Genomic DNA, 23,642 nt, shown 5'->3' on the forward strand with positions numbered 1-23,642 from the left:
TCTTTGGGCGCCCTCCTTCGTTGTCTTTGGCTGCTGAACCACATGCGGGCTGCTAAGAGTTTTCATGAAGCAGGGGGCATGTTATAATGTCACAATTGATATGGAACGTGAAGGATCAAGGAAAAACAAACGAAGGAAGGATGAAAGGAATTGGGCTCAAAACAAAAAAACGAAGACGCAATTATTCCTTTCTTGCAGTCAGGTGAATATTTCTTTCAGCGGGGCGTGGTGGCTTATCAGAAAAATCACCTGAAGCGTGCCGTTCTCTTTTTGGAAAGAGCTGTCGAGCTCGAACCTTCCAAGGGATTGTTTCAATGTCAGCTTGCCGCTATATATACAGATATGGAATGGTTTGAGCGCTCCAACGACATCCTCGACCGGGTGCTTAAAGAAATTGAGCCGGAGCGCTCCGAGTGCTATTTCTTTCTGGCTAATAATTATGCCTTCCAGGGCAATTTTGAAAAAGCAGCGGAAACGGCCGGTTATTATATGAAAATCGAACCGGAAGGCGACTTTGCAGAAGAAACGAAGGAACTGCTCGAAATGATTAAAGAAAACGAACCTGGTCTTCTCGAGCATCCCGGGGACATGACCATTTATGAACAGGCGGTGGAAAAGGCGGATAAAGGCCGGGGGCAGGAAGCCCAGGAATTGTTTGAAGAGCTGCTGGAGCAGGAGCCTGATTACTGGGCAGCATACCATCAGCTCGCAAAGCTCCACCAGCACCGCGGAGAGACGCAGCAGGCTGTAAAGCTGCTGGAAACGGTGCACCAGGAGGGCGCTTACGTGCCGGCCAGCTGCCAGCTCGCCGCATTGTATGAAAGCGAAGGGGAGCATGAGCGTTCGCAGGAAGTAATGAACGTACTTACAGCGATCCTGCCGCTCGACCGGGAATCCCTTCACTGGATCAGCGCTGTCTGTACGTATCTTGGCTATTACGAAGATGCGTGCCGTTATGCCCGTCTTTATCATAAACGATTTGTGATTGAACGCGGATCGGTTGCGTTTTATCACGGAGCAGCGTTATATTTGCTCGGTGAAACAGAGCAGGCAGCAAAATGGTGGAAACAGAACCGTCAGCTCGACCACCCGGGAGTAAAAGAGCTTTACCGGGAATATGAACAGAATACATTGACCGGGCAGAGGGTAAAAGAAATGATACAGGACGATTTTCAGCAGTAAGCAGAGTATTGGACGCCAAAAAGCGGCTGCCATACAATAAGTACAGATGCTATAAGAGAGTGATATTTAAAATAAGGGGAGTGGCCTTTATGACGGAAGAACGGATTTATGATGTGATTATCGCGGGCGCCGGGCCGGCCGGCATGACCGCGGCGGTGTACGCCTCCCGGGCGGAAATGGACACGCTCATGCTCGAGCGCGGCGTGCCCGGCGGCCAGATGGCCAACACCGAGGACGTGGAAAACTACCCGGGCTTTGACCATATTCTCGGGCCCGACCTGTCGACGAAAATGTTCCAGCACGCCCAGAAGTTCGGCGCGGCGTATGCCTACGGCGACGTTTCCCGCGTTGAGGACGGCAAGGAATACAAAACCGTCTACGCCGGGAACAAAGTGTATAAAACGCGCGCCTTGATCATCGCGACCGGTGCGGAGTACAAGCAGCTCGGCGTCGAGGGCGAAAAAGAGCTCGGCGGCCGCGGCGTCTCCTACTGTGCGGTGTGCGACGGCGCCTTTTTCCGCAACAAGGAGATCGTGGTCGTCGGCGGCGGAGACTCCGCCGTCGAGGAAGCGGTGTATCTGACCCGGTTTGCCGACAAGGTGACCGTCATTCACCGCCGCGACGAGCTGCGGGCGCAGAAGATTCTGCAGCAGCGCGCGTTTGTGAACGACAAGATCGACTTCAAGTGGAGCACGGTCGTGAAAACGATCAACGGGGAAAACGGCAAGGTCGGAAGCGTCACGCTGACGGACCTGAAAACCGGCGAGGACTACGACTTTGCCACGAGCGGCGCGTTCATCTACATCGGGCTGCTGCCGCTGAACGGGGCGTTTCTCGACCTCGGCATCACGAACGACGAGGGCTATATCGAAACGAACGAGGAAATGGAAACGAAGATTCCGGGCGTATTCGCCGCCGGCGACATCCGGGACAAGTTCCTGCGCCAGATCGTGACGGCGACCGGCGACGGGTCGCTTGCGGCGCAGACGGCGCAGCAGTACGTGGAAGAACTGAAAAACGCGGTCGAAGCTTAGGCGCTCCGGCTGAAACGACGAACAGGCGCAGAAAATCATTTCTGCGCCGTTTTTTTGGTACTGAGAGCAGAAAACATAGGATACTTTCTTTTGTAAATTGTCTGAACCATCGAAGGATAGTATACTGGAAAAAGGTATATGTGAGGTGGTACACATGCAGCGGGTAACAAATTGTTTTTTACAGCAGAACGATCAACTGCTTATGCTCAAAAAACCAAGCTACGATTGGTGGAACGCCCCGGGCGGAAAAATGGAGCCGGGGGAGTCAGTATACGATTCTGTCCGGCGGGAGTTCCGTGAAGAAACGGGCCTTGCGCTTGAACGCCCGCACCTGCGGGGTATTTTCACCTTTATTACGATGGAGAACGGACTTACGGCAAATGAGTGGATGATGTTTACATTTGAAGCTTTTGGCGCCGGGGGCAGACTGCTTAATGAGTCTCCGGAGGGCATCCTTGAATGGAAGGAAAAGCAGAAAGTGTCGTCTCTTCCTATGGCCGAAGGCGATAAAGCCATTGTCGAGCATATTTTGAATAATAAAGGAACGGTGTATGGCACGTTCCGCTATACGAAAGACCGCCGGCTTTTAGAGAGCCAGTTTGAGCAGTCAACGCCATACTATACGTAAAAGAGGGATGCAGATTATGGAACAAGAGCGCAAATCAATTCAGGTTGAAATCATTACAGGGATGTCGGGGGCCGGAAAGACGGTGGCGATCCAGTGCTTTGAAGATCTGGGCTATTACTGTGTAGATAATCTGCCTCCTTCATTGATCCCGACGTTTATCGATTTAATTGAAACGACTGAAAACAAAACCGATAAAGTAGCTTTCGTAGTGGATCTTCGGACAAGGGAGTTTTTTGACCATCTCTTTGCTTCCATAGACCAGCTTGACCATCGCAGAGAGCTGTCGACACACATTTTATTTTTGGATGCAAAAGATCAGGTGCTTGTCAGCCGCTATAAAGAAACACGGCGGTCGCATCCGCTTGCAAGTGAGGAGACGCCGCTTGAAGGCATTCAGCTTGAGCGGGAGATGCTGCAGGAGCTCAAAGGCCGGGCGCGCCATATTATTGATACGAGCAGCCTGAAACCAAGAGAGCTGAGAGAGCGTATATTAACTGATTATGCTGAGAAAAACCAGTCGGTTTTTAATGTGAATATCATGTCCTTTGGCTTTAAGTATGGAATGCCGATTGATGCGGATTTGGTTTTTGACGTTCGTTTTCTGCCCAACCCCCACTATGTGGAACATCTGGAGCCAAAAACCGGCCTCGAAGAAGAAGTATCTTCGTACGTGTTAAAATGGACGGATACAAAGGAATTTATTAATAAACTGGTGGATATGCTTGAATTTATGCTTCCGCTGTATAAGCAGGAAGGCAAGTCACAGCTTGTGGTTGCGATTGGATGTACAGGAGGCAAGCACCGTTCTGTGACGCTTGCTGAATATATTGCTTCTTACTTTTCAGGGAAATATGAGACGAATGCCAATCACCGGGATATTGAGGAAGGAAGGAAAAAATAGACGTGGAGGACCCAAAGGTTGTAGTGATGGGCGGGGGCACAGGTATAGGCGTTCTGCTCCGGGGGCTGAAGCAGTTCCCGGCAGACATTACGGCGATTGTGACTGTCGCAGACGACGGAGGAAGCTCCGGGCGCTTACGACAAGAGTTTAATATCCCGCCGCCCGGGGACGTAAGAAACGTACTGGTGGCGCTTGCGGAAGTCGAGCCTTTGATTGAGGAATTGTTCCAGCACCGCTTCACGGGCGGGGAGGGACTGACCGGCCATTCCCTGGGGAATTTGCTGGTGGCAGGGATGACCTCCATTACCGGGGACTTTGCCAAGGGAATTACAGAGCTCAGTACCGTATTAAACGTACGGGGGAAGGTGCTTCCGGCCTCTAATCGGAGTATCGAGCTGTTTGCAAAAATGAAGGACGGCTCCACGGTCTACGGGGAGTCCCTGATCCCCAAAGCCGGCAAGCAGATTGACCAGGTGTTTATCCACCCGCCGGATGCTGAAGCACTTCCGGAAACCGTGCGGGCCATTGAACAGGCCGATGTTATTGTCATTGGCCCCGGGAGCTTGTTTACAAGCATCATGCCGAATTTGATCGTCCCTGGTATCCGGGATGCCCTCAATCGTTCGGAGGCACGCAAGGTATATATTTGCAATGTGATGACGCAGCCGGGAGAAACGGACGGGTTTTCGGCATCCGATCATCTGCATGCCATTGAAAAGCATACAGGGAGCGCTTTTGTGGATACTGTACTGGTGCATAACGGAGAGATCCCTGCTCCGGTGCTTGCAAACTACGAAAAACAGCAGGCGTTTCCCGTGAAATGTGATTATGAAAGATTAGAACAGATTGGGTGCCGGGTAGTAACAGATACATTTATGCACTATGACGGCCTTGTTCTTCGTCATAATGCCAAAAAAGTATCTGAAGCCCTGCTTGCCCGTGATTGACAGAAAGGCGGTGAAGATGGATGTCTTCATTTGCGGCTATAACGAAAAAAGAATTAACTCAGATCGAAGTGGAAGATACGAGCGCCAAAGCGGAACTGGCGGCATTAATCAGAATGAACGGCTCCATTTCATTTGGCAACGGCCAGTTGATTTTAGACGTTTCAACTGAAAATGCCGCCATCGCACGACGGATCTATTCGTTAATCAAGCGTATCTACAAGGATATGGTAATTGAACTGCTTGTACGAAAAAAGATGCGTCTAAAAAAGAATAATGTCTATGTAGTCCGGATGGCAGAAGAAACGAAAGAGATGCTGAGCGATCTTGCCATTATGGAAAACGGCTATCAGTTTAACCGTTCGATTGCAAAGGATGTGATTCCGGATACGGACAGCCGCCGGGCATATTTACGCGGAGCTTTTTTAGCCGGCGGATCGGTTAATCATCCGGAAACCTCTTCATATCACCTGGAAATTTATTCGATGTATGAAGAGCACAACCGGGCGCTCCGGGAGCTGATGGAAACGTTCGGGCTCACATCGAAAAGCCTCGAACGAAAAAAAGGTTACATTCTTTATATTAAAGAAAGCGAAAAAATTACCGAGTTTTTAAATATCATCGGTGCCCACCAGGCTCTGCTGTATTTTGAAGATGTACGGATTATGAAAGACATGCGCAACTCGGTGAACCGCCTGGTGAACTGCGAAACAGCGAATTTAAACAAAACCGTGGGAGCCGCGCTGCGGCAGGTGGAAAACATTCAGCTTGTCCAGGCAGAGGTGGGGCTTGAAAACCTTCCTGAAAAAATCAGGGAAATGGCTATTCTGCGTGTCCAGCACCAGGATGTCACGCTGAAGGAACTCGGGGAAATGGTGCCGAGCGGAAAGGTGAGTAAATCCGGGGTGAACCACCGGCTCCGCAAAATCGATCAGATCGCCGAGCGTATTCAGGCCGGAAAACCGCCAATTCCCGAAAAAATTTAACCGCTAATGGCCGGCGCCTGTGGCAGCAGAGGCTTCTTCTGTTCCTGCAGGCGCCGTATTACAGCAGTCATTAAAGCGCTTGCTTGAAAAACATTTCAAATTGAAGTACGTTATGTGTACATGAAAAGCGGGTACCGGTTGAAGACAGATAGAGAAAGGAAGATAATAACTATGGTCGAAAAAACAGTGGAAGTAAATTTGCGTACTGGGCTTCAGGCCCGGCCGGCAGCGCTATTCGTTCAGGAGGCGAACCGGTTTCATTCCAATATTTTTCTTGAAAAAGACAATAAAAAGGTAAATGCCAAAAGCATTATGGGTGTTATGAGCCTCGCTGTGCGAACCGGAGCCTCCGTAAAGCTGTTAGCCGAAGGGGCTGATGAAGAGGAAGCCGCTGAATCATTGACAGAATTTATGAAAAAAGAAATGTGAACATAAAAAATCAGGCCGGCGCGATGCCGTCCTGATTTTTTGTATTTTACTTACTGTCCCATAACCTGGTCTACAAGGCCGTATTCTTTTGCCTGTTCCGCACTCATGAAATTATCACGGTCCGTGTCGCGCTCGATAACTTCAAGCGGCTGGCCGCTGCGGTCTGCAAGAATCTGATTGAGTTTTTCACGCATCTTGATGATGCGGCGGGCGTGAATTTCAATGTCAGCAGCCTGTCCCTGTGTTCCGCCGAGCGGCTGGTGAATCATTACTTCACTGTTTGGAAGGGCATAACGTTTGCCTTCCTGGCCGGCTGTCAGAAGAAAAGCACCCATTGATGCTGCCATGCCGACGCAGATCGTAGAAACCTGTGGTTTAATGTGCTGCATCGTGTCATAAATAGCCATGCCGGCTGTAATGGAGCCGCCCGGGCTGTTAATATAAAGAGAAATATCCTTCTCCGGATCGTCGGCTTCAAGGAAAAGAAGCTGGGCTACAATCGAGTTTGCTACGTTGTCATCGATGCCTGAGCCAAGCATAATAATACGGTCCTTCAACAAACGCGAATAAATGTCATATGCGCGTTCGCCCCGGTTGGTTTGTTCAATAACTGTTGGTATCAAGTTCATGAAAAGCGTCCTCCTTTAATGAAATGTATGCCTACATTCATGGTAGTTGTATGGAAAATATTTTTTCCTTCCGCGTTGCTGTTATTATCATAACGCTTTGGTCAATTAAGGTCAAATAAAAAGTCTGACCCAATTCCATATGGCTGCACGTCAACTTCCATTCCCTTTATTTTCACAAACATAAACGTTCCGTGCAAATGTTTCACTTCCGTATAAATCTTAATTTAGATGAAAAATGATCTGACAAACAAACAGCAGACTCAGGTTTATTTTTATATAATGGCAATGACAGAACAAGAAAAAGGGATCGATTCATGAAAGAAAAATATGATATGATATAAGAAAGCGTTTTCAACGGAGGTGGAGATGATGGGTTTAGGGCTTGAATTGCAGCAGAAGCAGGAAATGAGTTTAGTGATGACGCAGGAGTTAAAGCAGGCAATTGCCCTGTTGAAGCTGTCCTCCCAGGAATTATCCGAATATCTGCAGGAAGAAGCAATGGAAAATCCTTTAATGGATTTAACACTCCCTTCTATTACCGATGGGGCGTCGCTTTCTGCATCCCGGGCCGCCGCTCCTGTATATAATACGGCATCTGCAGCTGAACATCCGGATTGGCATGAGCCGGCGGGGGAGACGCTCGAAGAGTCGCTGCGACAGCAGATCGCGTGCGCCCGTTATAAAGGAAATACCCGGGATATACTTTTGTTTTTAGCCGGAAACGTTGACGAGCGTGGATACTTAGAGGACATCGAAGGGGAAATGAACCAAAAATTTGGACTGGACAGAGAGGAAAGCGAGCAGTATATTTCGATGCTTCAGCAGCTCGAACCGGCAGGAATCGGGGCCAGAAATTTAAAAGAGTGTCTTCTTCTGCAGCTCGAACGCTGCCTGGACACAGATCCGTACATTGACCAGGTCGTAGCTGAAGACCTCGAAGCGCTGGGGGCGAAAAAATGGCGCTACCTGCAGCAGAAATATCATCTCACTAAAGAACAGCTGCAGGAAATCTATACATGTCTTCAAAAGCTTTCCCCGCACCCGGGGGATGCGTACCGGCAGGAGAAAACAATCTCCGTGTCTCCCGATGTCCAGGTAGAGGAAATTGACGGAGAATGGATTGTTACCATTCTGAACGACCGGCTCCCGGAGCTTAAGATGAATGAGAAATACTGGCGTCTTTTAAATCAGGATACCGATGAAGAAGCCAGGCAGTATGCTATGGAAAAATATAAGCAGTTTCTATGGATTGTTAAAAGCGTTGAACAGCGCCAGCAGACGCTGCAAAAAGTATCAGAGGTGATCGTGGGAGCGCAGAGCGAATATCTGAAACACGGGGAGGAAAAGCTTCGTCCTTTGACGCTCCGGAAGGTGGCTGAGTTGGCGGATGTGCACGAATCCACCGTTTCAAGAACGACGAGCCGGAAGTACATGCAGACGCCCCACGGTCTCATAGAACTGAAGCATTTCTTCTCCTCAAAAATTGCCCGCCCGGATGAAGATGCTTCAAGCACCGGAGTAAAAGCTATGATGAAAAAATTGATTAAAGAAGAAAATAAAGAGAAGCCTCTTTCGGACCAGAAGCTTGCTGATCTGCTGCAGCAGGAGCAGCAGTGCACGATTTCAAGGCGGGCAGTGGCAAAATACAGAACAGAGCTTCGCATCCCGTCTTCCTCCCAGCGGAAAAAGCCGGTGTAGCCAGAATCCTCCTTGCAGAAAAAGGAGGATTTTTTATGCATAAAATAATTAATATCCGGGTAACAATAGATTATAGGCAGCATATAAAAAGCAGTGAACATTTGCGTTGATTTTCCAAATATAGATTGCTACAATGAAATTGTGAACAAAACTTTCATTTTTTTATAAAATGAGCGGGACAGAAAATGTCTCTGCGGGACTTTAATTGTCCCGGAGGGGCAGTGAAGATTAATGATGAGGAGTGGCTTGAAATAAGCTGCTGCCACAGGTTCGGTGGTGTAGCAATATGTTACGTGACGTATTGGAGATGCAGCGGAAACTGCAGCCTGATGTGCTTGAAACGTTAGGGAAAAGGTACCGCATTTTGCAATACATCCGCCTGATGCAGCCGATTGGAAGAAGAACCCTTGCCACTCAGCTATCCACCTCAGAGCGGGTTCTTCGCAGTGAAACAGACTTTTTAAAGCAGCAGGGGCTTATCCTGATTCAAAGCGCAGGTATGCTTTTAACCGAAGAAGGGAACAAACTGCTCGAAGGGCTCGAACAGGCAGTCAAATATGCTTTCGGGCTCGAGGAATTGGAGCAGAAGCTGGCGGGTTACTTATCCGTCCCGAAGGTTATCGTCGTTTCAGGAGACAGCGATGAGCTTCCGGTAGTGAAAAAAGAACTCGGCCGGGCAACGGTACAGCAGATGAAAAACCGTGTCCGCCCCGGGGACGTGATTGCAGTAGCCGGGGGCACGACGCTTGCTTCAGCAGCTGACATGATGGTGCCTGACGCGAAGTGGCACAACACAATCTTTGTGCCGGCCCGCGGCGGTCTCGGCGAGAAGGTGGAGATCCAGGCCAACACCATCAGCTCTGCGATGGCCATGAAAGCCCAGGCTTCGTACCGGCTGCTTCATGTGCCTGACCAGCTGAGTGAGGATACAAGGCGGTCGCTCATGCAGGAGCCCGGAGTACAGGAAGTGCTTGATCTGTTAAAGTCAGCATCACTTGTCGTTCACGGCATAGGGGAAGCAAAAACGATGGCCGGGCGTCGGACCACAGGTACTTCCCTGCGCAGCAGACTTGAAGAAGAGTCTGCCGTAGCGGAGTCATTTGGTTATTATGTTAATCAGGACGGAAAAGTGGTGCACCGGGAAAATACGGTGGGCCTGCAATGGGACGAGCTCCGGTCGGATCAGACAGTGATCACAGTCGCCGGAGGCTCAAGCAAGGCAAAGGCGATTGACGCTTATATGCGCTACCGCCCAAGCAGCATTTTGATCACCGATGAGGGTGCAGCCAAAGCCATTCTGAGTCAAAGCGATGCACCGGAGGCAACTGAGTAACAGGCAGAACACCTGCCGCATTATGCTGCAGTAGCTTTCACAATTATTTATATTCCAAGGAGGAAAAATTATTATGGCAACAAAAATTGGTATTAACGGTTTTGGACGTATTGGACGTAACGTTTATCGTGCAGCGTTAAACAACCCGGATGTTGAAGTAGTAGCAGTAAACGACCTGACAGACACTGATACGCTTGCTCATCTTTTAAAATACGACACGGTTCACGGCACGCTTGACGCAGAAATCCAGGCAAGCGGCGACAATCTTACAATCAACGGCCAAAAGCTGACCGTTTTCTCTGAAAAAGACCCTGCAAAGATCGACTGGAAAGGCGTAGACGCTGAAATCGTCGTTGAATCCACAGGTATCTTTACGCAGCGCGATCAGGCAGCAAAACACCTTGAGGGCGGAGCGAAAAACGTTATCATCTCTGCACCGGCTAAAGGCGTAGACGCAACATTTGTTGTCGGTGTTAACGAAGGCGAATTCAAGCCGGACGAGCACAAAGTCGTTTCCAACGCATCCTGCACAACCAACTGCCTGGCTCCAGTAGCTAAAGTACTGGACGAAAAATTCGGCATCAAACGCGGCCTGATGAACACAGTCCACTCCTACACGAGTGACCAGCAGATCCAGGACGGCCCGCACAAGGACCTTCGCCGTGCGCGCGCTGGCGCTGAAAACATCATTCCGACAACTACAGGTGCCGCTCAGGCAGTAGCACTCGTGCTTCCACAGCTTGACGGTAAGCTTACCGGCGGTGCAATGCGTGTTCCTACTCCAAACGTTTCCCTCGTGGACTTCGTGGCAGAGCTCGACAAAGACGTAACAGTAGACGAGTTGAACAACGCCTTGAAAGAAGCTTCTGAATCTGATGAACTCAAAGGCATTCTTGGCTACAGCGAAGAGCCGCTCGTATCGAAGGACTACAACGGAAGCGCCTATTCTTCCACAGTAGACGCTCTTTCGACACTCGTTATGCAGGACAACATGGTTAAAGTAATCGCTTGGTACGACAACGAATTCGGTTATTCCAGCCGTGTTGTGGACCTCGCAGCAAGCTTTGGCAAAAAACTGTAAATCATACGTTTAATACTTGAGAAAGGGAGGAGAATATTATTTCTTCCTCCCTTTTTTGGGTGTGGAGGGGCCGGGTCCCGGCCCCTCAAAAATCCGGTATTTCCGTTCAGGCCGCCGCAGTAATAAAAATAGACGTTCCAGTTTTTTCTGCGGCGGGTAAAGAACGGAAGTGCAGATTTTTGTTATGATAGATGAGGAAGATAATTTAAGGGAGGTTTGGCAATGGCGTTAAATAAGAAAACCATCCGCGATTTAGACTTGAAGGGCAAAACTGTTTTCTGCCGCGTTGATTTCAACGTACCAATGAAAGGCGAAAGCATTACGGATGACGCACGAATTCGTGCAGCTGTACCAACAATTCAATACTTATCCGAACAGGGAGCGCGCGTCATTCTCGGCAGCCACCTCGGACGTCCGAAAGGGGAAGCAGTGGAAGAGCTTCGACTCGGCCCGGCAGCAGCCCGTCTTGGCGAAATTATGAATGTCGACGTGAAAAAGGTCGACGAAGTATACGGTGAAGAGGCTAAGCAGGCAGCGGCATCCCTCCAGGACGGAGAAATCTTGCTTCTTGAAAACCTGCGCTTTGAAGCAGGTGAAGAGAAAAATGATGAAACCCTGGCAAAAAACATAGCATCCCTTGCAGACATTTATGTGAACGATGCATTCGGGGCAGCGCACCGTGCCCATGCGTCCACCGAAGGAGTGGCACGCCACCTTCCTTCTGCAGCCGGCCTGCTGATGGAAAAGGAACTCGATGTGCTCGGCCAGGCGCTTGAGGATCCGGACCGTCCATTCACAGCAATTGTCGGAGGAGCAAAAGTGAAAGATAAAATCGGCGTTATCGATAACCTCCTCGATATCGTAGACAATCTCATTATCGGCGGCGGACTTGCGTATACGTTTGTCAAAGCGCAGGGATATGAAATCGGCCAGTCCATGCTTGAAGAAGACAAGCTTGATATGGCGAGAGAATTCATGCAGAAGGCGAAAGACAAGGGCGTAAACTTTTATATGCCAAAGGATGTTATTGTTTCCGATGACTTCAGCGATGATGCGAACACGCAGACAGTAAAAATCGACAGCATTCCATCCGATTGGGAAGCGTTGGATATTGGACCGGAAACGAGAAAAGAATATGCGAACGTCATTAAAGATTCGAAGCTTGTGATCTGGAACGGGCCGGTCGGCGTGTTTGAATTCGCTACATTTGAAAAAGGGACTCGCGCAATTGCGGAGGCAATGGCTGAAGCTTCAGGCACGTACACGGTCATTGGTGGCGGCGATTCTGCAGCAGCAGTGGAAAAATTCGGCCTTGCAGACAAAATGAGCCATATGTCCACCGGCGGCGGAGCATCGCTTGAATTTATCGAAGGAAAAGTTCTGCCGGGTGTGGCAGCACTGGATGATAAATAAACAGCCGGAACGTATATTTACTATAATCTTAGCGGGGTGAAACAATGAGAAAACCAATCATAGCAGGCAACTGGAAGATGAATAAGCTTCACGGCGAAGCAGTGGAATTTATTGAGCAGGTAGCAGGCAAAGTACCGAACGCAGAAGACGTGGAAACGGTAGTGTGTGCACCGGCTCTGTTTCTGAAGGATATGAATGAAGCGGCGGCATCGAGCGACGTGAAAATTGGTGCCCAGAATATGCACCAGGAAGACAGTGGGGCATTTACCGGAGAAATCAGTCCGGCAGCGCTCGCAGACCTGAACATTCCTTACGTCATTATCGGCCACTCTGAGCGCCGCGAAATGTTTAACGAAACCGATGAAACAGTTAATCAAAAAGTAAAAGCAGCACTGAACCACGGGTTAACACCGATCATGTGCTGCGGCGAATCCCTTGAGCAGAAAGAAAACGGCTCTACAGAAGCAGTCGTGCGCGAACAGATTGAAAAAGGCTTTGCCGGACTGAGTGCCGAGGACGCTGCAAAAGTGGTTGTCGCTTACGAGCCGATCTGGGCCATTGGTACAGGCAAATCCTCCACTGCAGAGGATGCGGATGAAACATGCGGTTCGGTAAGAAAAGCACTTGCCGATCAGTATGATCAGGACACAGCAGACAAAGTACGTATTCAATACGGCGGCAGTGTAAAACCGGAAAACATTGAAACGTACATGGCGAAAGAGCACATCGACGGTGCACTTGTCGGCGGTGCCAGCCTGAAGCCGGATGTCTTCCTTGAGCTTGCAGAGGCGGGGAAAAAATGAGCAATCAGCCAGTAGCACTGATTATCCTGGACGGCTACGCCTGCCGGGAAGAAACCAAAGGGAACGCGGTAGCGAAGGCAAGCACGCCAAACTTTGACCGCTATTGGAACCAGTATCCGCATGAAACACTGACGGCTTTCGGTGAAGCAGTCGGCCTGCCTGAAGGACAAATGGGCAACTCAGAAGTCGGCCATATGAATATCGGAGCCGGCCGGGTCGTCTATCAAAGCCTTTCCTTAATTAATAAGGGCATCAAAGAAGGAACGTTCAAAAACAATCAGGCATTTCAGCATGCTGTAGATCACGTAAAAGAAAACGACAGCGCCCTTCATTTATTCGGCCTGCTTTCTGACGGCGGGGTCCACAGCCATATAGACCATTTAAAAGCACTGCTCGACATGGCGAAGGAAAAAGAAATTGAGCAAGTGTATGTTCATGCCTTTTTGGATGGCCGTGACGTGGGTCAGCGCTCCGCTAAACAGTATGTATCCGAAGTGGAAGACTATATGAAAGAAATAGGTACCGGCGATATTGCTACGGTGCAGGGCCGTTACTACGCCATGGACCGTGACAACCGCTGGGAACGTGTGGATAAATCCTACCGGGCGATTACGTACGGAGAAGGACCTTCCTATGAAACGGCTGAAGAGGTTGTGGACGCTTCGTATGAAGAAGAAGTATGGGATGAATTTGTGCTTCCGTCGGTTATTACAAAAGACGGAGAAGCAGTCGGCCGGCTGCAGGACAACGATGCAGTGATTTTCTTCAACTTCCGCCCGGACCGGGCTATCCAGCTTTCACAGGTGTTTACACAGGATGGGTTCAACGGTTTGGATCGCGGAGATAAATTTCCATCCAATCTGAAATTTGTCAGCATGACGCAGTACAGTGATTCGGTAAACGCTGAAATCGCCTACCCTCCGCAGGACCTGGTCAATACAATGGGAGAAATCGTTTCAGACGCCGGACTGCATCAGCTTCGCATTGCAGAAACGGAAAAATATCCGCATGTAACCTTTTTCTTCAGCGGTGGACGCGAGGAAGAGTTTAAGGGCGAAACACGGGTGCTGATCGATTCGCCGAAGGTGGCTACGTACGATCTGCAGCCGGAAATGAGCGTATATGAAGTGACTGAGGCGCTTGAAAGCGAAATTCAGTCTGAAAAGCATGATTTCATCGTGCTGAACTTTGCAAATCCGGACATGGTAGGGCACTCCGGCGACCTTGATGCCACGGTTAAAGCAATTGAAGCAGTGGATGAATGCCTCGGACGTGTCGTGGACCTGCTGCACGATAAGGGCGGACGCGCCATCATCACGGCAGACCACGGAAACTCCGATGAAGTAACAACGCCGGATGATAAACCGATGACAGCTCACACTACCAATCCGGTGCCGGTCATTGTCACAGGAGATGAAAATGCGAAGCTTCGCAAAGGCGGCGTGCTCGCAGACCTGTGTCCAACAGCCGTAGAGCTGCTGCAGATAGAAAAACCAAAAGAAATGACGGGTCAGTCCCTCATTCAATAACCATTCAGAGGAGTGAATCATCAATGAGTTTAATTGCAGATATTTACGCACGCGAAGTGCTCGATTCCCGCGGGAATCCAACAGTAGAAGTAGAAGTATTTACTGAAACAGGCGCCTTCGGACGCGCACTTGTACCAAGCGGCGCTTCCACCGGTGAATACGAAGCGGTAGAGCTTCGTGACGGCGGCGACCGCTTCATGGGCAAAGGTGTCACTAAAGCAGTCGACAATGTGAATGAAACTATCGCAGAGGAAATCATTGGGTTCGATGTAACAGATCAGACAGGCATCGACCAGGCAATGATCGAACTCGACGGCACAGACAACAAAGGCAGCTTCGGCGCCAATGCCATTCTCGGCGTTTCGATGGCGGTAGCGCGCGCGGCAGCTGACGAACTCGGCGTTACGCTGTATGAGTATCTCGGCGGCTTTAATGCGAAAACCCTGCCGGTTCCAATGATGAACATCCTGAACGGCGGCGAGCACGCAGACAACAACGTCGACTTCCAGGAATTCATGGTTATGCCGGTCGGCGCGAGCAACTTCCTTGAAGCTGTCCGTATGGGTGCAGAAATCTTCCACAACCTGAAAAAGGTACTTGGGAGCAAAGGCTATAACACAGGTGTCGGCGACGAAGGCGGCTTCGCCCCGAACCTCGGCTCGAATGAAGAAGCACTTCAAACGATCATTGAGGCTATCGAAAAAGCAGGCTACAAGCCTGGCGAAGAAATTATGCTCGCCATGGACTCTGCTGCTTCTGAAATGTACGAAGACGGAAAATATCACCTTAAAGGTGAAGGCGTTGTGAAAACAGCAGACGAAATGATCGAATTTTACCAGGACATGGTGTCGAAATATCCAATCATCTCCATTGAAGACGGTCTGGATGAAAACGACTGGGAAGGCTTCAAAAAGCTTACAGACGCTCTTGGCGACAAAGTCCAGCTCGTGGGCGACGACTTGTTTGTGACCAACACCAACAAGCTCAAAGAAGGCATTGAAAAGGGCATCGGCAACTCCATTCTGATCAAGGTGAACCAGATCGGTACACTGACTGAAACCTTTGATGCTATTGAAATGGCGAAGCGTGCTGGCTACACAGCCGTTATTTCCCACCGTTCCGGTGAAACAGAAGATACGACAATCGCGGACATCGCAGTAGCGACCAACGCGGGTCAGATTAAAACAGGCGCTCCGTCCCGTACTGATCGTGTGGCCAAATACAACCAGCTTCTGCGCATCAATGATGAGCTGGCGGAAACCGCTGTTTATCTGGGCAAGGATGCTTTTTATAACCTGAACAAATAAGTGCTTTTCGACCGCGGCCCGGAATACGGGCTGCGGTTTTTTACAATTGAATAAACCACCCCTGCCACAGGGTATACAGCCTGCACTGCTGCATGTGCTTGCGCTGCACGTGCTGGTGTGTTACATTAATACAAGCGTAATTGGAACGTGGAGGTGTACGGGTGATGATAACGGCGTTGTACGTTGCATTAATAGTCGTTGCGGTCATGCTTATTGCAATTATTTTATTGCAGTCGGGCCGAAGCAGCGGTTTGGCAGGAGCAATATCCGGCGGAGCCGAACAAATGGTTGGCAAACAGAAAGCGAGAGGCATTGAAGCCTTTCTGATTCAGTTTACGGTAGTTCTGGCTGTGTTGTTCTTTGTTCTTACCATACTCATCGCCTATTTTGTCTGACAGACAGTATAGGAAGCTATCTCAGCAGCGGACGGTTCCATCGTTCGCTGTTTTTTCTGTTACCGGCCTATGTTTGTTTTTCCTGTATTTAGTGAATCAAAGAAGCAGGTGGAAGTTTAACGTTTTGGCGCCCGGGCAGCGGTAAATAAAAGATGAGGGAGCAGTAGCATGAACACAGCAGCTAAAAACAAGACGATTGGATGTTTGTGTCTGCATGGATTTACAGGCTCTCCTTGGGAGGTCGAACCGATTGCTGAAGAGCTTCGTGCGAATACGGACTGGATAGTGGAAGCACCGGTGCTTCCAGGACATGCATACGGAAGCTTCAGTATTCAAAGCCGTGTTTCCTATGTGACATGGATTCATGCTGCTGACCGCGCGGCGAAAAAACTGGCGGCTGCATGCAGCACTCTGTACGTGATTGGGTTTTCGATGGGCGGACTGCTTGCCTGCTACGTGGCAGCCCGTTACAAGGTGGAGCGGCTTGTGCTTATTGGTACGCCGATGGAGTATATCAACCCCGGACAGTTTCTGAAAGACATGCTGCTTGTCGCGAGCGGACGTGTCAGAGGGTCGCTGCATCCCTGGTACGGTGTAGCCGCAGAAAAATTAAAAACTCCGGGATGGGCGCTTCGGGAGTTTCAGCAGGCAGCCCGCGTGCTGCGCCCGTTTGTTGGAAAAGTAGACTGCCCGGTATTTATTGGCCAGGGTGAAAAAGACGGGCTGGTGCCCGTGCGAAGCGCAGCGCGTATATACAAAACGGTGAACAGTCCCGTGAAGCAGTTTGTGCTTTATAAAAATGGCAAGCATTTTCTCTTTCACGGGCCGCACCGGCATGAAGCAGTGAACGATGTAAAGTTATTTCTAACTTCAGCACAAATAAATGCTGAGAATCTTATGCGAACGATTGATTAATATAGAAAAGAAACAGATAGGAGATGATGAATCATGCGTGTAGTACCCCCTAAGTCATTTACCTTTGAAGGTGGGAATCGTGCAGTTCTACTGCTGCACGGATTCACAGGGTCATCTGCGGATGTCCGGATGATGGGACGATTTTTGGAAAAGAAAGGTTATACTGTCCATGCGCCGGTGTACAAAGGCCACGGTGTGCCTCCGGAGGAGCTGATGGAAACGGACTACCACGACTGGTGGGAGGATGTAAAAGCGGGCATTGAGGAATTAAAGGAAAGAGGCTTTGACCAGATCGCCGTCGGGGGCTTATCTCTCGGCGGGCTGATGGCTCTGCGGGTGGCGTATCATTACGACGTACTTGGTGTTATTCCGATGAGCGCCCCAATGTCGACGTTCAACAACGCAGACAAATTGTATGGCGACGTCATCAATTATGCGAAAGAATTTAAACGCCTGGAAGGGAAAGACCAGGACCAGATTGATAAAGAAATTATGGAATTCCGTCAGCTGCCGACGGATACCCTGCACTCGGTTAACCGGCTGATCCGGGAAGTGTCAGAAGGCCTAGATATGGTTCACGTTCCGGCAATGATTGTGCAGGGCGAAAAAGATGATATGATTGCAGAAGACAGCGCAAATATCATTTATGAAGAAATCTCTTCGGAGGATAAACAGATTAAGTGGTATCCGGACTCCCCGCACGTTATCACCCTCGGGAATGACCGCGATGAACTGAACGAAGATGTTTATCAGTTTTTAGACGGATTAAATTGGTCAAAATAACAAAGAGCGTAAGGCTCAAAACGTTTATCACAACAAAATTGAAAGGAGATGAAAACGTTGGACCAGGAAATAAAACAGACACTGCTGAATTACCTGAAAAACGATTCTGCGGGCCCTGCAACCATTGAGGAGATCCAGGAAACGCTTCAGGCGGATTCGGCAGAAGATATTAAGCGTCTCATGAAGACGCTAAACGAAATGGAGGACAGCGGAGACGTTGTCCGGACGAGAAGCAACCGCTACGGCATACCGGAGAAAATGAATCTGATGCGTGGACGCGTACAGAGCCATGCGAAAGGATTTGCCTTTATTATTCCGGAGGAAAAAGAACGCGATGACATTTTTGTACCGGCCGGGGAAATTAACGGTGCCATGAACAAAGATACTGTACTCGTTCGTATCTCGGACTCGAGCCAGGGGAGTAAAACCGAAGGCACGATTATCCGGATCATCGAACGCGGTATTGAAAAGGTCGTTGGCACGTACCAGCGCTACGGTAATTACGGATTTGTGGCGGCGGATGATAAGCATATCCGCGATGACATTTATATTCCACAGGACGCAGAAAACGGAGCAGTGGACGGCCATAAGGTTGTTGTAGAGCTGACGAAATATCCGGATGCAGCTTCAGGGGCTGAAGGGAAAGTCGTCAATATCATCGGCCATAAAAATGACCCGGGCGTGGATATTCTGTCGATTATTCATAAGCACGGCCTCCCGGGAGATTTTCCGGAGGAAGCTGTGGAACAGGCCCAGAAAACCCCGGACATAATTGATGAAAGTGAAATTAAACAGCGCCGGGATCTGCGCGACGAAACTATCGTGACTATCGACGGAGCAGACGCAAAGGATCTCGATGACGCCGTTACGGTGACGAAATATAATAACGGCAACTATAAGCTTGGTGTTCATATTGCAGACGTCAGCTATTATGTGGACGAAGGGACACCTATCGATGTGGAGGCCGCAGAACGGGCCACAAGTGTATATTTGGTGGACCGGGTAATTCCGATGATTCCGCACCGTTTGTCAAACGGCATCTGCAGCCTGAACCCGCAGGTGGACCGGCTGACGCTTTCCTGTGAGATGGAAGTGACGCCGGATGGCGAAGTCGTTAATCATGAAATCTTTGAAAGCGTAATTCGCACAGCTGCCCGTATGACGTACAATGACGTCCGCCTGATTCTGGAAGAAAACAATCAGGCGAAGCGGGAGGAATACAGCGAACTTGTACCAATGTTTGAACGCATGGAAGAGCTTGCTGCCATTCTGCGCGAGAAGCGGTTTGGAAGAGGCGCCATCGATTTTGATTTCAAGGAAGCACAGGTGCTAGTGGATGAAACGACTGCTCCGACAGACGTGGTGCTGCGTGAGCGTTCGGTTGCTGAAAAGCTGATTGAAGAGTTTATGCTGGCCGCCAATGAAACGGTAGCCGAGCACTTTCATTGGATGAAGGTGCCGTTTGTCTACCGGATCCACGAAGATCCGGCCGAAGACAAGCTGCAGTCGTTTGTGGAGTTTGTGACGAACTTTGGCTATGCAGTCAAAGGAACGGCGAATACGGTCCATCCGCGTGCACTCCAGGAGGTGCTTGACGCTGTCAAAGGGGAACCGGAACAGGCAGTGATCAGTACAGTGATGCTGCGCTCGATGCAGCAGGCAAAGTATGACCCTGAAAACGCCGGCCACTTTGGGCTGGCGGCAGACTTCTACACCCACTTTACGTCGCCGATCCGCCGGTATCCGGACTTGATTGTTCACCGTCTGATCCGTACGTATCTGGTCAATAAACAGATGGACGACAAAACGCAGCAGAAATGGAAAAATGAACTGCCGGAAATCACCCAGCATTCTTCGGAGATGGAGCGCCGGGCTATTGATGCCGAGCGGGAAGTTGATAGTATGAAGAAAGCTCAGTATATGAAGGATAAAATCGGGGAAGAGTTTACCGGTTTTGTAAGCGGAGCCGCGAACTTCGGTCTGTTTGTGGAGCTCGAAAACACTATTGAAGGTATGGTGCATATCAGTTATCTGACGGATGATTATTATCACTATGATCCGAAGCAGTATGCGCTGATAGGCGAGCGTACCGCAAACATGTACCGCATCGGTGATCAGGTGGAAGTGCGTGTTTTGAATGTGAATCTTGACGAAGCGGCCATCGACTTTGAAATCGTGGGCATGAAACGGCCGGCGAAAGCACGGCGCAAAGAGTCCGCAAAAGTTGTTCAGGGCAACAAAGGCAAGCGTCCCGGCCGAAAAGAAGGCCAGGGAGAAAAGAAGGACAGCAATAAAAAAGACGGCGGACGTAAAAAAGGCAAGTCCGGTAATAAAAAGCCGTTTTACTCGAAAGTCTCAAAAAACAACAAAAAGAAATAATACGAGCGCAGAAAGCCCGGGAAAATAGGACGCTCCCGGGTCCCTATGGTAAAATAAAGACAGAAGGCAGGTGAATGGAGATGGCAGTAAAAACAGAGAACCGTGTGCTGGCGCAAAATCGAAAGGCCCGTCATGATTATACCATCGAAGACACCTTCGAAGCCGGTATGGAACTGCGGGGCACAGAGATAAAGTCGATCCGGGCCGGCAGGATGAACCTGAAGGACAGCTTCGGGAAAATCGATAATAACGAACTGTTTCTGCATAATGCCCATATCAGCCCGTATGAACAGGGAAATCAGTTTAACCACGATCCTCTGCGTACGAGAAAGCTTCTGCTGCATCGCCGGGAGATTAATAAGCTTATTGGTAAAAGCATGCAGTCCGGGTACTCCATTATTCCATTGAAGGTTTATATTAAAAACGGTAAAGCGAAGGTGTTAATCGGCCTTGCCAAGGGTAAGAAAAAATACGACAAACGCCAGGCGCTCAAGGAACAGGATGCCAAGCGTGAAATGGACAAAGCAATCAACCGCAGCATGAAAGGCATGAGCGACTAGATTGACACGCTCCGGGCCTCTCGTTATAATATAGTATGTCGCTCATAAACCTATGGGCACATGCTTTTCCTTCACATGGGGACGTTACGGCTTCGACAGGGATAGGTTGAGCTTTAGCTGCGAGCCGAGAGGCAGCTCGTAAAAATGCCACGCCAATAATAACTGGCAAAAACAACGAAAACCTCGCAGTAGCAGCGTAACAACTGCTTTTGCGGATCCCGCATTCCATCGCCCGCGTGGAATGATTTGGGGTCTCACTCTTAGTGGGCTACGCAGTTCGCCCTCCGTCTGAGGGCGGCTGAAGAGACTAATCAGACTAGCCGTACGAAAGCCTGTTGCTAGGCTGACGTACTGGCGAATGATAATATAGCGACTACGCTCGTAGATGCTAAAGTGGCAATATCTCTGGACGTGGGTTCGAATCCCACCGTCTCCACCATACATAGAAGAGACAACAGGTGCTTACGGCTTATCAGCCGTGAGCACCTTTTTTCGTTCGCGGGATAGGAAAAGCCTGCGCAGGTTCCCCGCCGGGAGAAGTTTTGCGTTGACACAACAATTGAATAATGGTTAAAATGTTGCATAAGGGAAAAAATCGTGAAGCCAATCAGATTACAAAGGGGGCAGCGTATGGAACCAAACGTCATTTATGCATTTTTGTTAACACTTGGAGCTGGGCTTGCCACAGGGATCGGAAGTATACTGGCTTTTTTTACTTCTACGACAAATACCCGGTTTTTGGCTTTTTCGCTCGGTTTCTCCGGAGGCGTGATGATTTACGTTTCCATGGTGGAGATATTTTTTAAAGCACAGGAGTCACTGGTCGGAGCGCTCGGAGAAGTTGGCGGCCAGTGGGCAACCGTTGGAGGATTTTTTGGGGGAATGATTTTTATTGCTGCTATTGACCGGCTTGTTCCCCAAAAAGGCAATCCGCATGAAGTGAAGCGAGTGGAAGAGATGGATATGTCAAAGGAAGAGCTTGAACGTCAGGGCCTTATGAAAATGGGAACCTTTACAGCGCTTGCGATTGCGATACATAACTTTCCGGAAGGTATCGCGACGTTCACATCTGCTTTGAATGATCCGGGTCTTGGATTTGCGATCGCTCTTGCCATTGCGATACACAATATTCCTGAAGGAGTGGCTGTTTCGGTCCCAATTTATTTTGCGACTGGAAGCAAACGCAAAGCATTCCGGCTTTCGTTTTTATCAGGACTATCAGAGCCGGCAGGAGCTATTCTGGCTTTCCTTCTGCTCATGCCGTTTTTAACGGATACACTGTTTGGAATTATCTTTGCTGCTGTAGCCGGGATCATGGTGTTTATCTCTCTGGATGAACTGCTGCCGGCGGCAAAAAAATACGACGAGACCCATGTATCCATTTACGGGGTAGTGAGTGGCATGGCCGTAATGGCACTGAGCCTGCTGCTGTTTATTTAAAGCAGATGAAAGACAGAGACCGCCCGCTGGTCTCTGCTTTTTTGATTGACAGACTTTTTTTGTTTTTGTATATTATTATTTGCCGTAAACGTTCGCTAGTGTAGCTCAGCTGGTAGAGCAGTTGCCTCGTAAGCATCAGGTCGCAGGTTCAAGTCCTGTCACTAGCACCATTCATATCATTGCAGCGCCCATGCAGATGGGTGCTTTTTTTGTTTTAAACCGGCATAAAAAGAGAAAAGACCAATGAGGAAGTTTTTTGGCCTCTTTTTGAGGAAAAGATGGGCAATGAGTAAAGAAAATGATACGTTGATAGAAGATAAAGTCGAAAGGGAGGGGTAGTTTGAGATCCCCGGTGCTATTTACGTTTAATATAATATTTTTGTTGTTGGCTGCGGCGACCGCCGGTTTTTTTCTATGGCTCGGAGCCACATTTTACGTCATAGTAGCAGCAATTGGCATGCTGAGTGCTTTGCTTGGCATATACCAGACAGGCCGAAAAAAGCCAGGCAGTAAAAAGAAATCAAAAGAAAAATCAGGAGGAGAGTCATGAACACAAACGCAGCCGTGAAATTCTTTTATTGGTTCGAAGGATTTATTGTAGTACTCAGCCTTATTCTCGGTGTTTTTTTCATCATCTCTGGAGAATGGCTGTGGAGTATCGTAATGGTCATTATTGCGATGTCCTGTGTTGTTACGCTCATAATGATATCAAAAGCGTTAAAAAAGCAGCAGTGGTGAAGCTGGAATAAAGAATAGTAGGAGGCAGATCGTTATGCCCGCGTTTGCAAGAACAGCATTAATTGTAGGAGGCGTGGCTTCAGTAGGAATGCTTGCGATTGTGCTTTTCTATTGGGCCCGTCTTCCCTACATTGTGCCCCAGTTTTTCGACGCCACCGGAGACCCAAATGAATATGCTGCGAAGTATTATTTATTTGTACCGCCGCTGGCGCTGATCGCTATCTGGGTCGGGGCGTATTTTTCTCTCCGTTACCCGGGATGGTTCCGCCTGCCGGTACGAATGAATGAGCATCAAATTGAAGTGTTTAAACGCGAAGGGCAGATGCTCATTTCCGTGCTCCTCGTGGAACTGTCGCTCGGATTTGTCTATGTTCAGTGGCAGACCGTTCGTACCGCCCTGAATGAAAGTGAAGGACTTGGGTGGTTTTTTCCTTCGTTTTTCCTGATTTGTTTAATTGGAACCGCTGTTTATTTTACATGGAGAACGATTACTTTGTGGGGCAAAGCTTCAAACCAACGTTCTTCATCATAATAG

The 23,642-nt window shown here is 49.3% G+C and carries 23 protein-coding genes, 1 tRNA gene and 1 other RNA gene; 24 read left to right on the forward strand and 1 reads right to left on the reverse strand.

Annotation, left to right across the window (positions count from 1 at the left end; genetic code table 11):
- Positions 1–150: 150 nt before the first annotated feature.
- The 7 genes from G548_RS18780 to G548_RS0109300 all read left to right on the forward strand — a co-directional run bounded on the left by G548_RS18780 (position 151) and on the right by G548_RS0109300 (position 6,104).
- Positions 151–1,182, forward strand: coding sequence for a tetratricopeptide repeat protein (locus G548_RS18780; RefSeq protein ID WP_022793875.1), 1,032 nt, complete (start codon positions 151–153; stop codon positions 1,180–1,182).
- A gap of 89 nt (positions 1,183–1,271) precedes the next feature.
- A complete protein-coding gene (gene trxB, locus G548_RS0109275; RefSeq protein WP_022793876.1) occupies positions 1,272–2,216 on the forward strand; it encodes a thioredoxin-disulfide reductase in 945 nt (314 codons plus the stop codon).
- 154 nt (positions 2,217–2,370) lie between these two features.
- Positions 2,371–2,844 (forward strand): NUDIX hydrolase, encoded by a 474-nt coding sequence (locus G548_RS0109280; RefSeq protein WP_022793877.1) that lies wholly within the window; start codon positions 2,371–2,373, stop codon positions 2,842–2,844.
- A 16-nt stretch (positions 2,845–2,860) separates the two neighbouring features.
- Complete coding sequence (gene rapZ / locus G548_RS0109285) at positions 2,861–3,745, forward strand: RNase adapter RapZ (protein WP_022793878.1); 885 nt, start codon at positions 2,861–2,863, stop codon at positions 3,743–3,745.
- Positions 3,746–3,747: 2 nt separating this feature from the next.
- Entirely contained in the window at positions 3,748–4,692 is a 945-nt protein-coding gene (locus G548_RS0109290; protein ID WP_022793879.1) for a gluconeogenesis factor YvcK family protein, read from the forward strand.
- Positions 4,693–4,712: 20 nt separating this feature from the next.
- The gene (whiA, locus tag G548_RS0109295; protein ID WP_022793880.1) at positions 4,713–5,675 is read left to right on the forward strand and encodes a DNA-binding protein WhiA; all 963 of its coding nucleotides are present in this window, start codon (positions 4,713–4,715) and stop codon (positions 5,673–5,675) included.
- A gap of 171 nt (positions 5,676–5,846) precedes the next feature.
- Positions 5,847–6,104 carry an HPr family phosphocarrier protein gene (locus G548_RS0109300; RefSeq protein WP_022793881.1) on the forward strand — a complete coding sequence of 86 codons (258 nt, stop codon included), beginning with the start codon at positions 5,847–5,849 and terminating at the stop codon, positions 6,102–6,104.
- Positions 6,105–6,154: 50 nt separating this feature from the next.
- Here the strand turns inward: G548_RS0109300 and clpP are convergent, their stop codons facing one another.
- The gene (gene clpP / locus G548_RS0109305; RefSeq protein ID WP_022793882.1) at positions 6,155–6,733 is read right to left on the reverse strand and encodes an ATP-dependent Clp endopeptidase proteolytic subunit ClpP; all 579 of its coding nucleotides are present in this window, start codon (positions 6,731–6,733) and stop codon (positions 6,155–6,157) included.
- 366 nt (positions 6,734–7,099) lie between these two features.
- Between clpP and rpoN the strand changes: the two genes are divergently transcribed.
- The 17 genes from rpoN to G548_RS0109395 all read left to right on the forward strand — a co-directional run bounded on the left by rpoN (position 7,100) and on the right by G548_RS0109395 (position 23,639).
- Entirely contained in the window at positions 7,100–8,431 is a 1,332-nt protein-coding gene (rpoN, locus tag G548_RS0109310) for an RNA polymerase factor sigma-54 (protein WP_084687322.1), read from the forward strand.
- A gap of 286 nt (positions 8,432–8,717) precedes the next feature.
- Positions 8,718–9,764, forward strand: coding sequence for a sugar-binding transcriptional regulator (locus tag G548_RS0109315; protein WP_022793884.1), 1,047 nt, complete (start codon positions 8,718–8,720; stop codon positions 9,762–9,764).
- Between the two features lie 73 nt (positions 9,765–9,837).
- Complete coding sequence (gene gap / locus G548_RS0109320) at positions 9,838–10,845, forward strand: type I glyceraldehyde-3-phosphate dehydrogenase (RefSeq protein ID WP_022793885.1); 1,008 nt, start codon at positions 9,838–9,840, stop codon at positions 10,843–10,845.
- A gap of 222 nt (positions 10,846–11,067) precedes the next feature.
- On the forward strand, positions 11,068–12,258 hold the full coding sequence (locus G548_RS0109325; RefSeq protein ID WP_022793886.1) for a phosphoglycerate kinase: 1,191 nt from the start codon (positions 11,068–11,070) through the stop codon (positions 12,256–12,258).
- Between the two features lie 44 nt (positions 12,259–12,302).
- The gene (tpiA, locus tag G548_RS0109330; protein WP_022793887.1) at positions 12,303–13,061 is read left to right on the forward strand and encodes a triose-phosphate isomerase; all 759 of its coding nucleotides are present in this window, start codon (positions 12,303–12,305) and stop codon (positions 13,059–13,061) included.
- Complete coding sequence (gpmI, locus tag G548_RS0109335) at positions 13,058–14,590, forward strand: 2,3-bisphosphoglycerate-independent phosphoglycerate mutase (protein ID WP_022793888.1); 1,533 nt, start codon at positions 13,058–13,060, stop codon at positions 14,588–14,590. Before tpiA ends, gpmI begins: the two co-directional genes overlap by 4 nt.
- A 23-nt stretch (positions 14,591–14,613) precedes the next feature.
- A complete protein-coding gene (gene eno / locus G548_RS0109340; RefSeq protein WP_022793889.1) occupies positions 14,614–15,897 on the forward strand; it encodes a phosphopyruvate hydratase in 1,284 nt (427 codons plus the stop codon).
- Positions 15,898–16,061: 164 nt separating this feature from the next.
- Positions 16,062–16,292 (forward strand): preprotein translocase subunit SecG, encoded by a 231-nt coding sequence (secG, locus tag G548_RS0109345; protein ID WP_022793890.1) that lies wholly within the window; start codon positions 16,062–16,064, stop codon positions 16,290–16,292.
- Between the two features lie 168 nt (positions 16,293–16,460).
- Positions 16,461–17,207, forward strand: a complete 747-nt coding sequence (locus G548_RS0109350; protein WP_022793891.1) for an alpha/beta hydrolase — start codon at positions 16,461–16,463, stop codon at positions 17,205–17,207.
- Positions 17,208–17,237: 30 nt separating this feature from the next.
- The gene (locus G548_RS0109355) at positions 17,238–17,990 is read left to right on the forward strand and encodes an alpha/beta hydrolase (protein ID WP_027847308.1); all 753 of its coding nucleotides are present in this window, start codon (positions 17,238–17,240) and stop codon (positions 17,988–17,990) included.
- A gap of 48 nt (positions 17,991–18,038) precedes the next feature.
- Positions 18,039–20,369 carry a ribonuclease R gene (rnr, locus tag G548_RS0109360; protein WP_027847309.1) on the forward strand — a complete coding sequence of 777 codons (2,331 nt, stop codon included), beginning with the start codon at positions 18,039–18,041 and terminating at the stop codon, positions 20,367–20,369.
- An 80-nt stretch (positions 20,370–20,449) separates the two neighbouring features.
- The gene (gene smpB, locus G548_RS0109365; RefSeq protein WP_027847310.1) at positions 20,450–20,929 is read left to right on the forward strand and encodes an SsrA-binding protein SmpB; all 480 of its coding nucleotides are present in this window, start codon (positions 20,450–20,452) and stop codon (positions 20,927–20,929) included.
- Positions 20,930–21,006: 77 nt separating this feature from the next.
- Positions 21,007–21,368: a transfer-messenger RNA gene (ssrA, locus tag G548_RS19010) on the forward strand.
- 191 nt (positions 21,369–21,559) lie between these two features.
- A complete protein-coding gene (zupT, locus tag G548_RS0109370; RefSeq protein WP_022793895.1) occupies positions 21,560–22,369 on the forward strand; it encodes a zinc transporter ZupT in 810 nt (269 codons plus the stop codon).
- A gap of 94 nt (positions 22,370–22,463) precedes the next feature.
- Positions 22,464–22,539, forward strand: a tRNA-Thr gene (locus G548_RS0109375).
- Between the two features lie 376 nt (positions 22,540–22,915).
- The gene (locus tag G548_RS0109390; protein ID WP_022793898.1) at positions 22,916–23,107 is read left to right on the forward strand and encodes a hypothetical protein; all 192 of its coding nucleotides are present in this window, start codon (positions 22,916–22,918) and stop codon (positions 23,105–23,107) included.
- 34 nt (positions 23,108–23,141) lie between these two features.
- Entirely contained in the window at positions 23,142–23,639 is a 498-nt protein-coding gene (locus G548_RS0109395) for a DUF1648 domain-containing protein (protein ID WP_022793899.1), read from the forward strand.
- Positions 23,640–23,642 lie beyond the last annotated feature (3 nt).

It is taken from the genome of Marinococcus halotolerans DSM 16375, from assembly GCF_000420725.1.
GTDB lineage: Bacteria > Bacillota > Bacilli > Bacillales > Marinococcaceae > Marinococcus > Marinococcus halotolerans.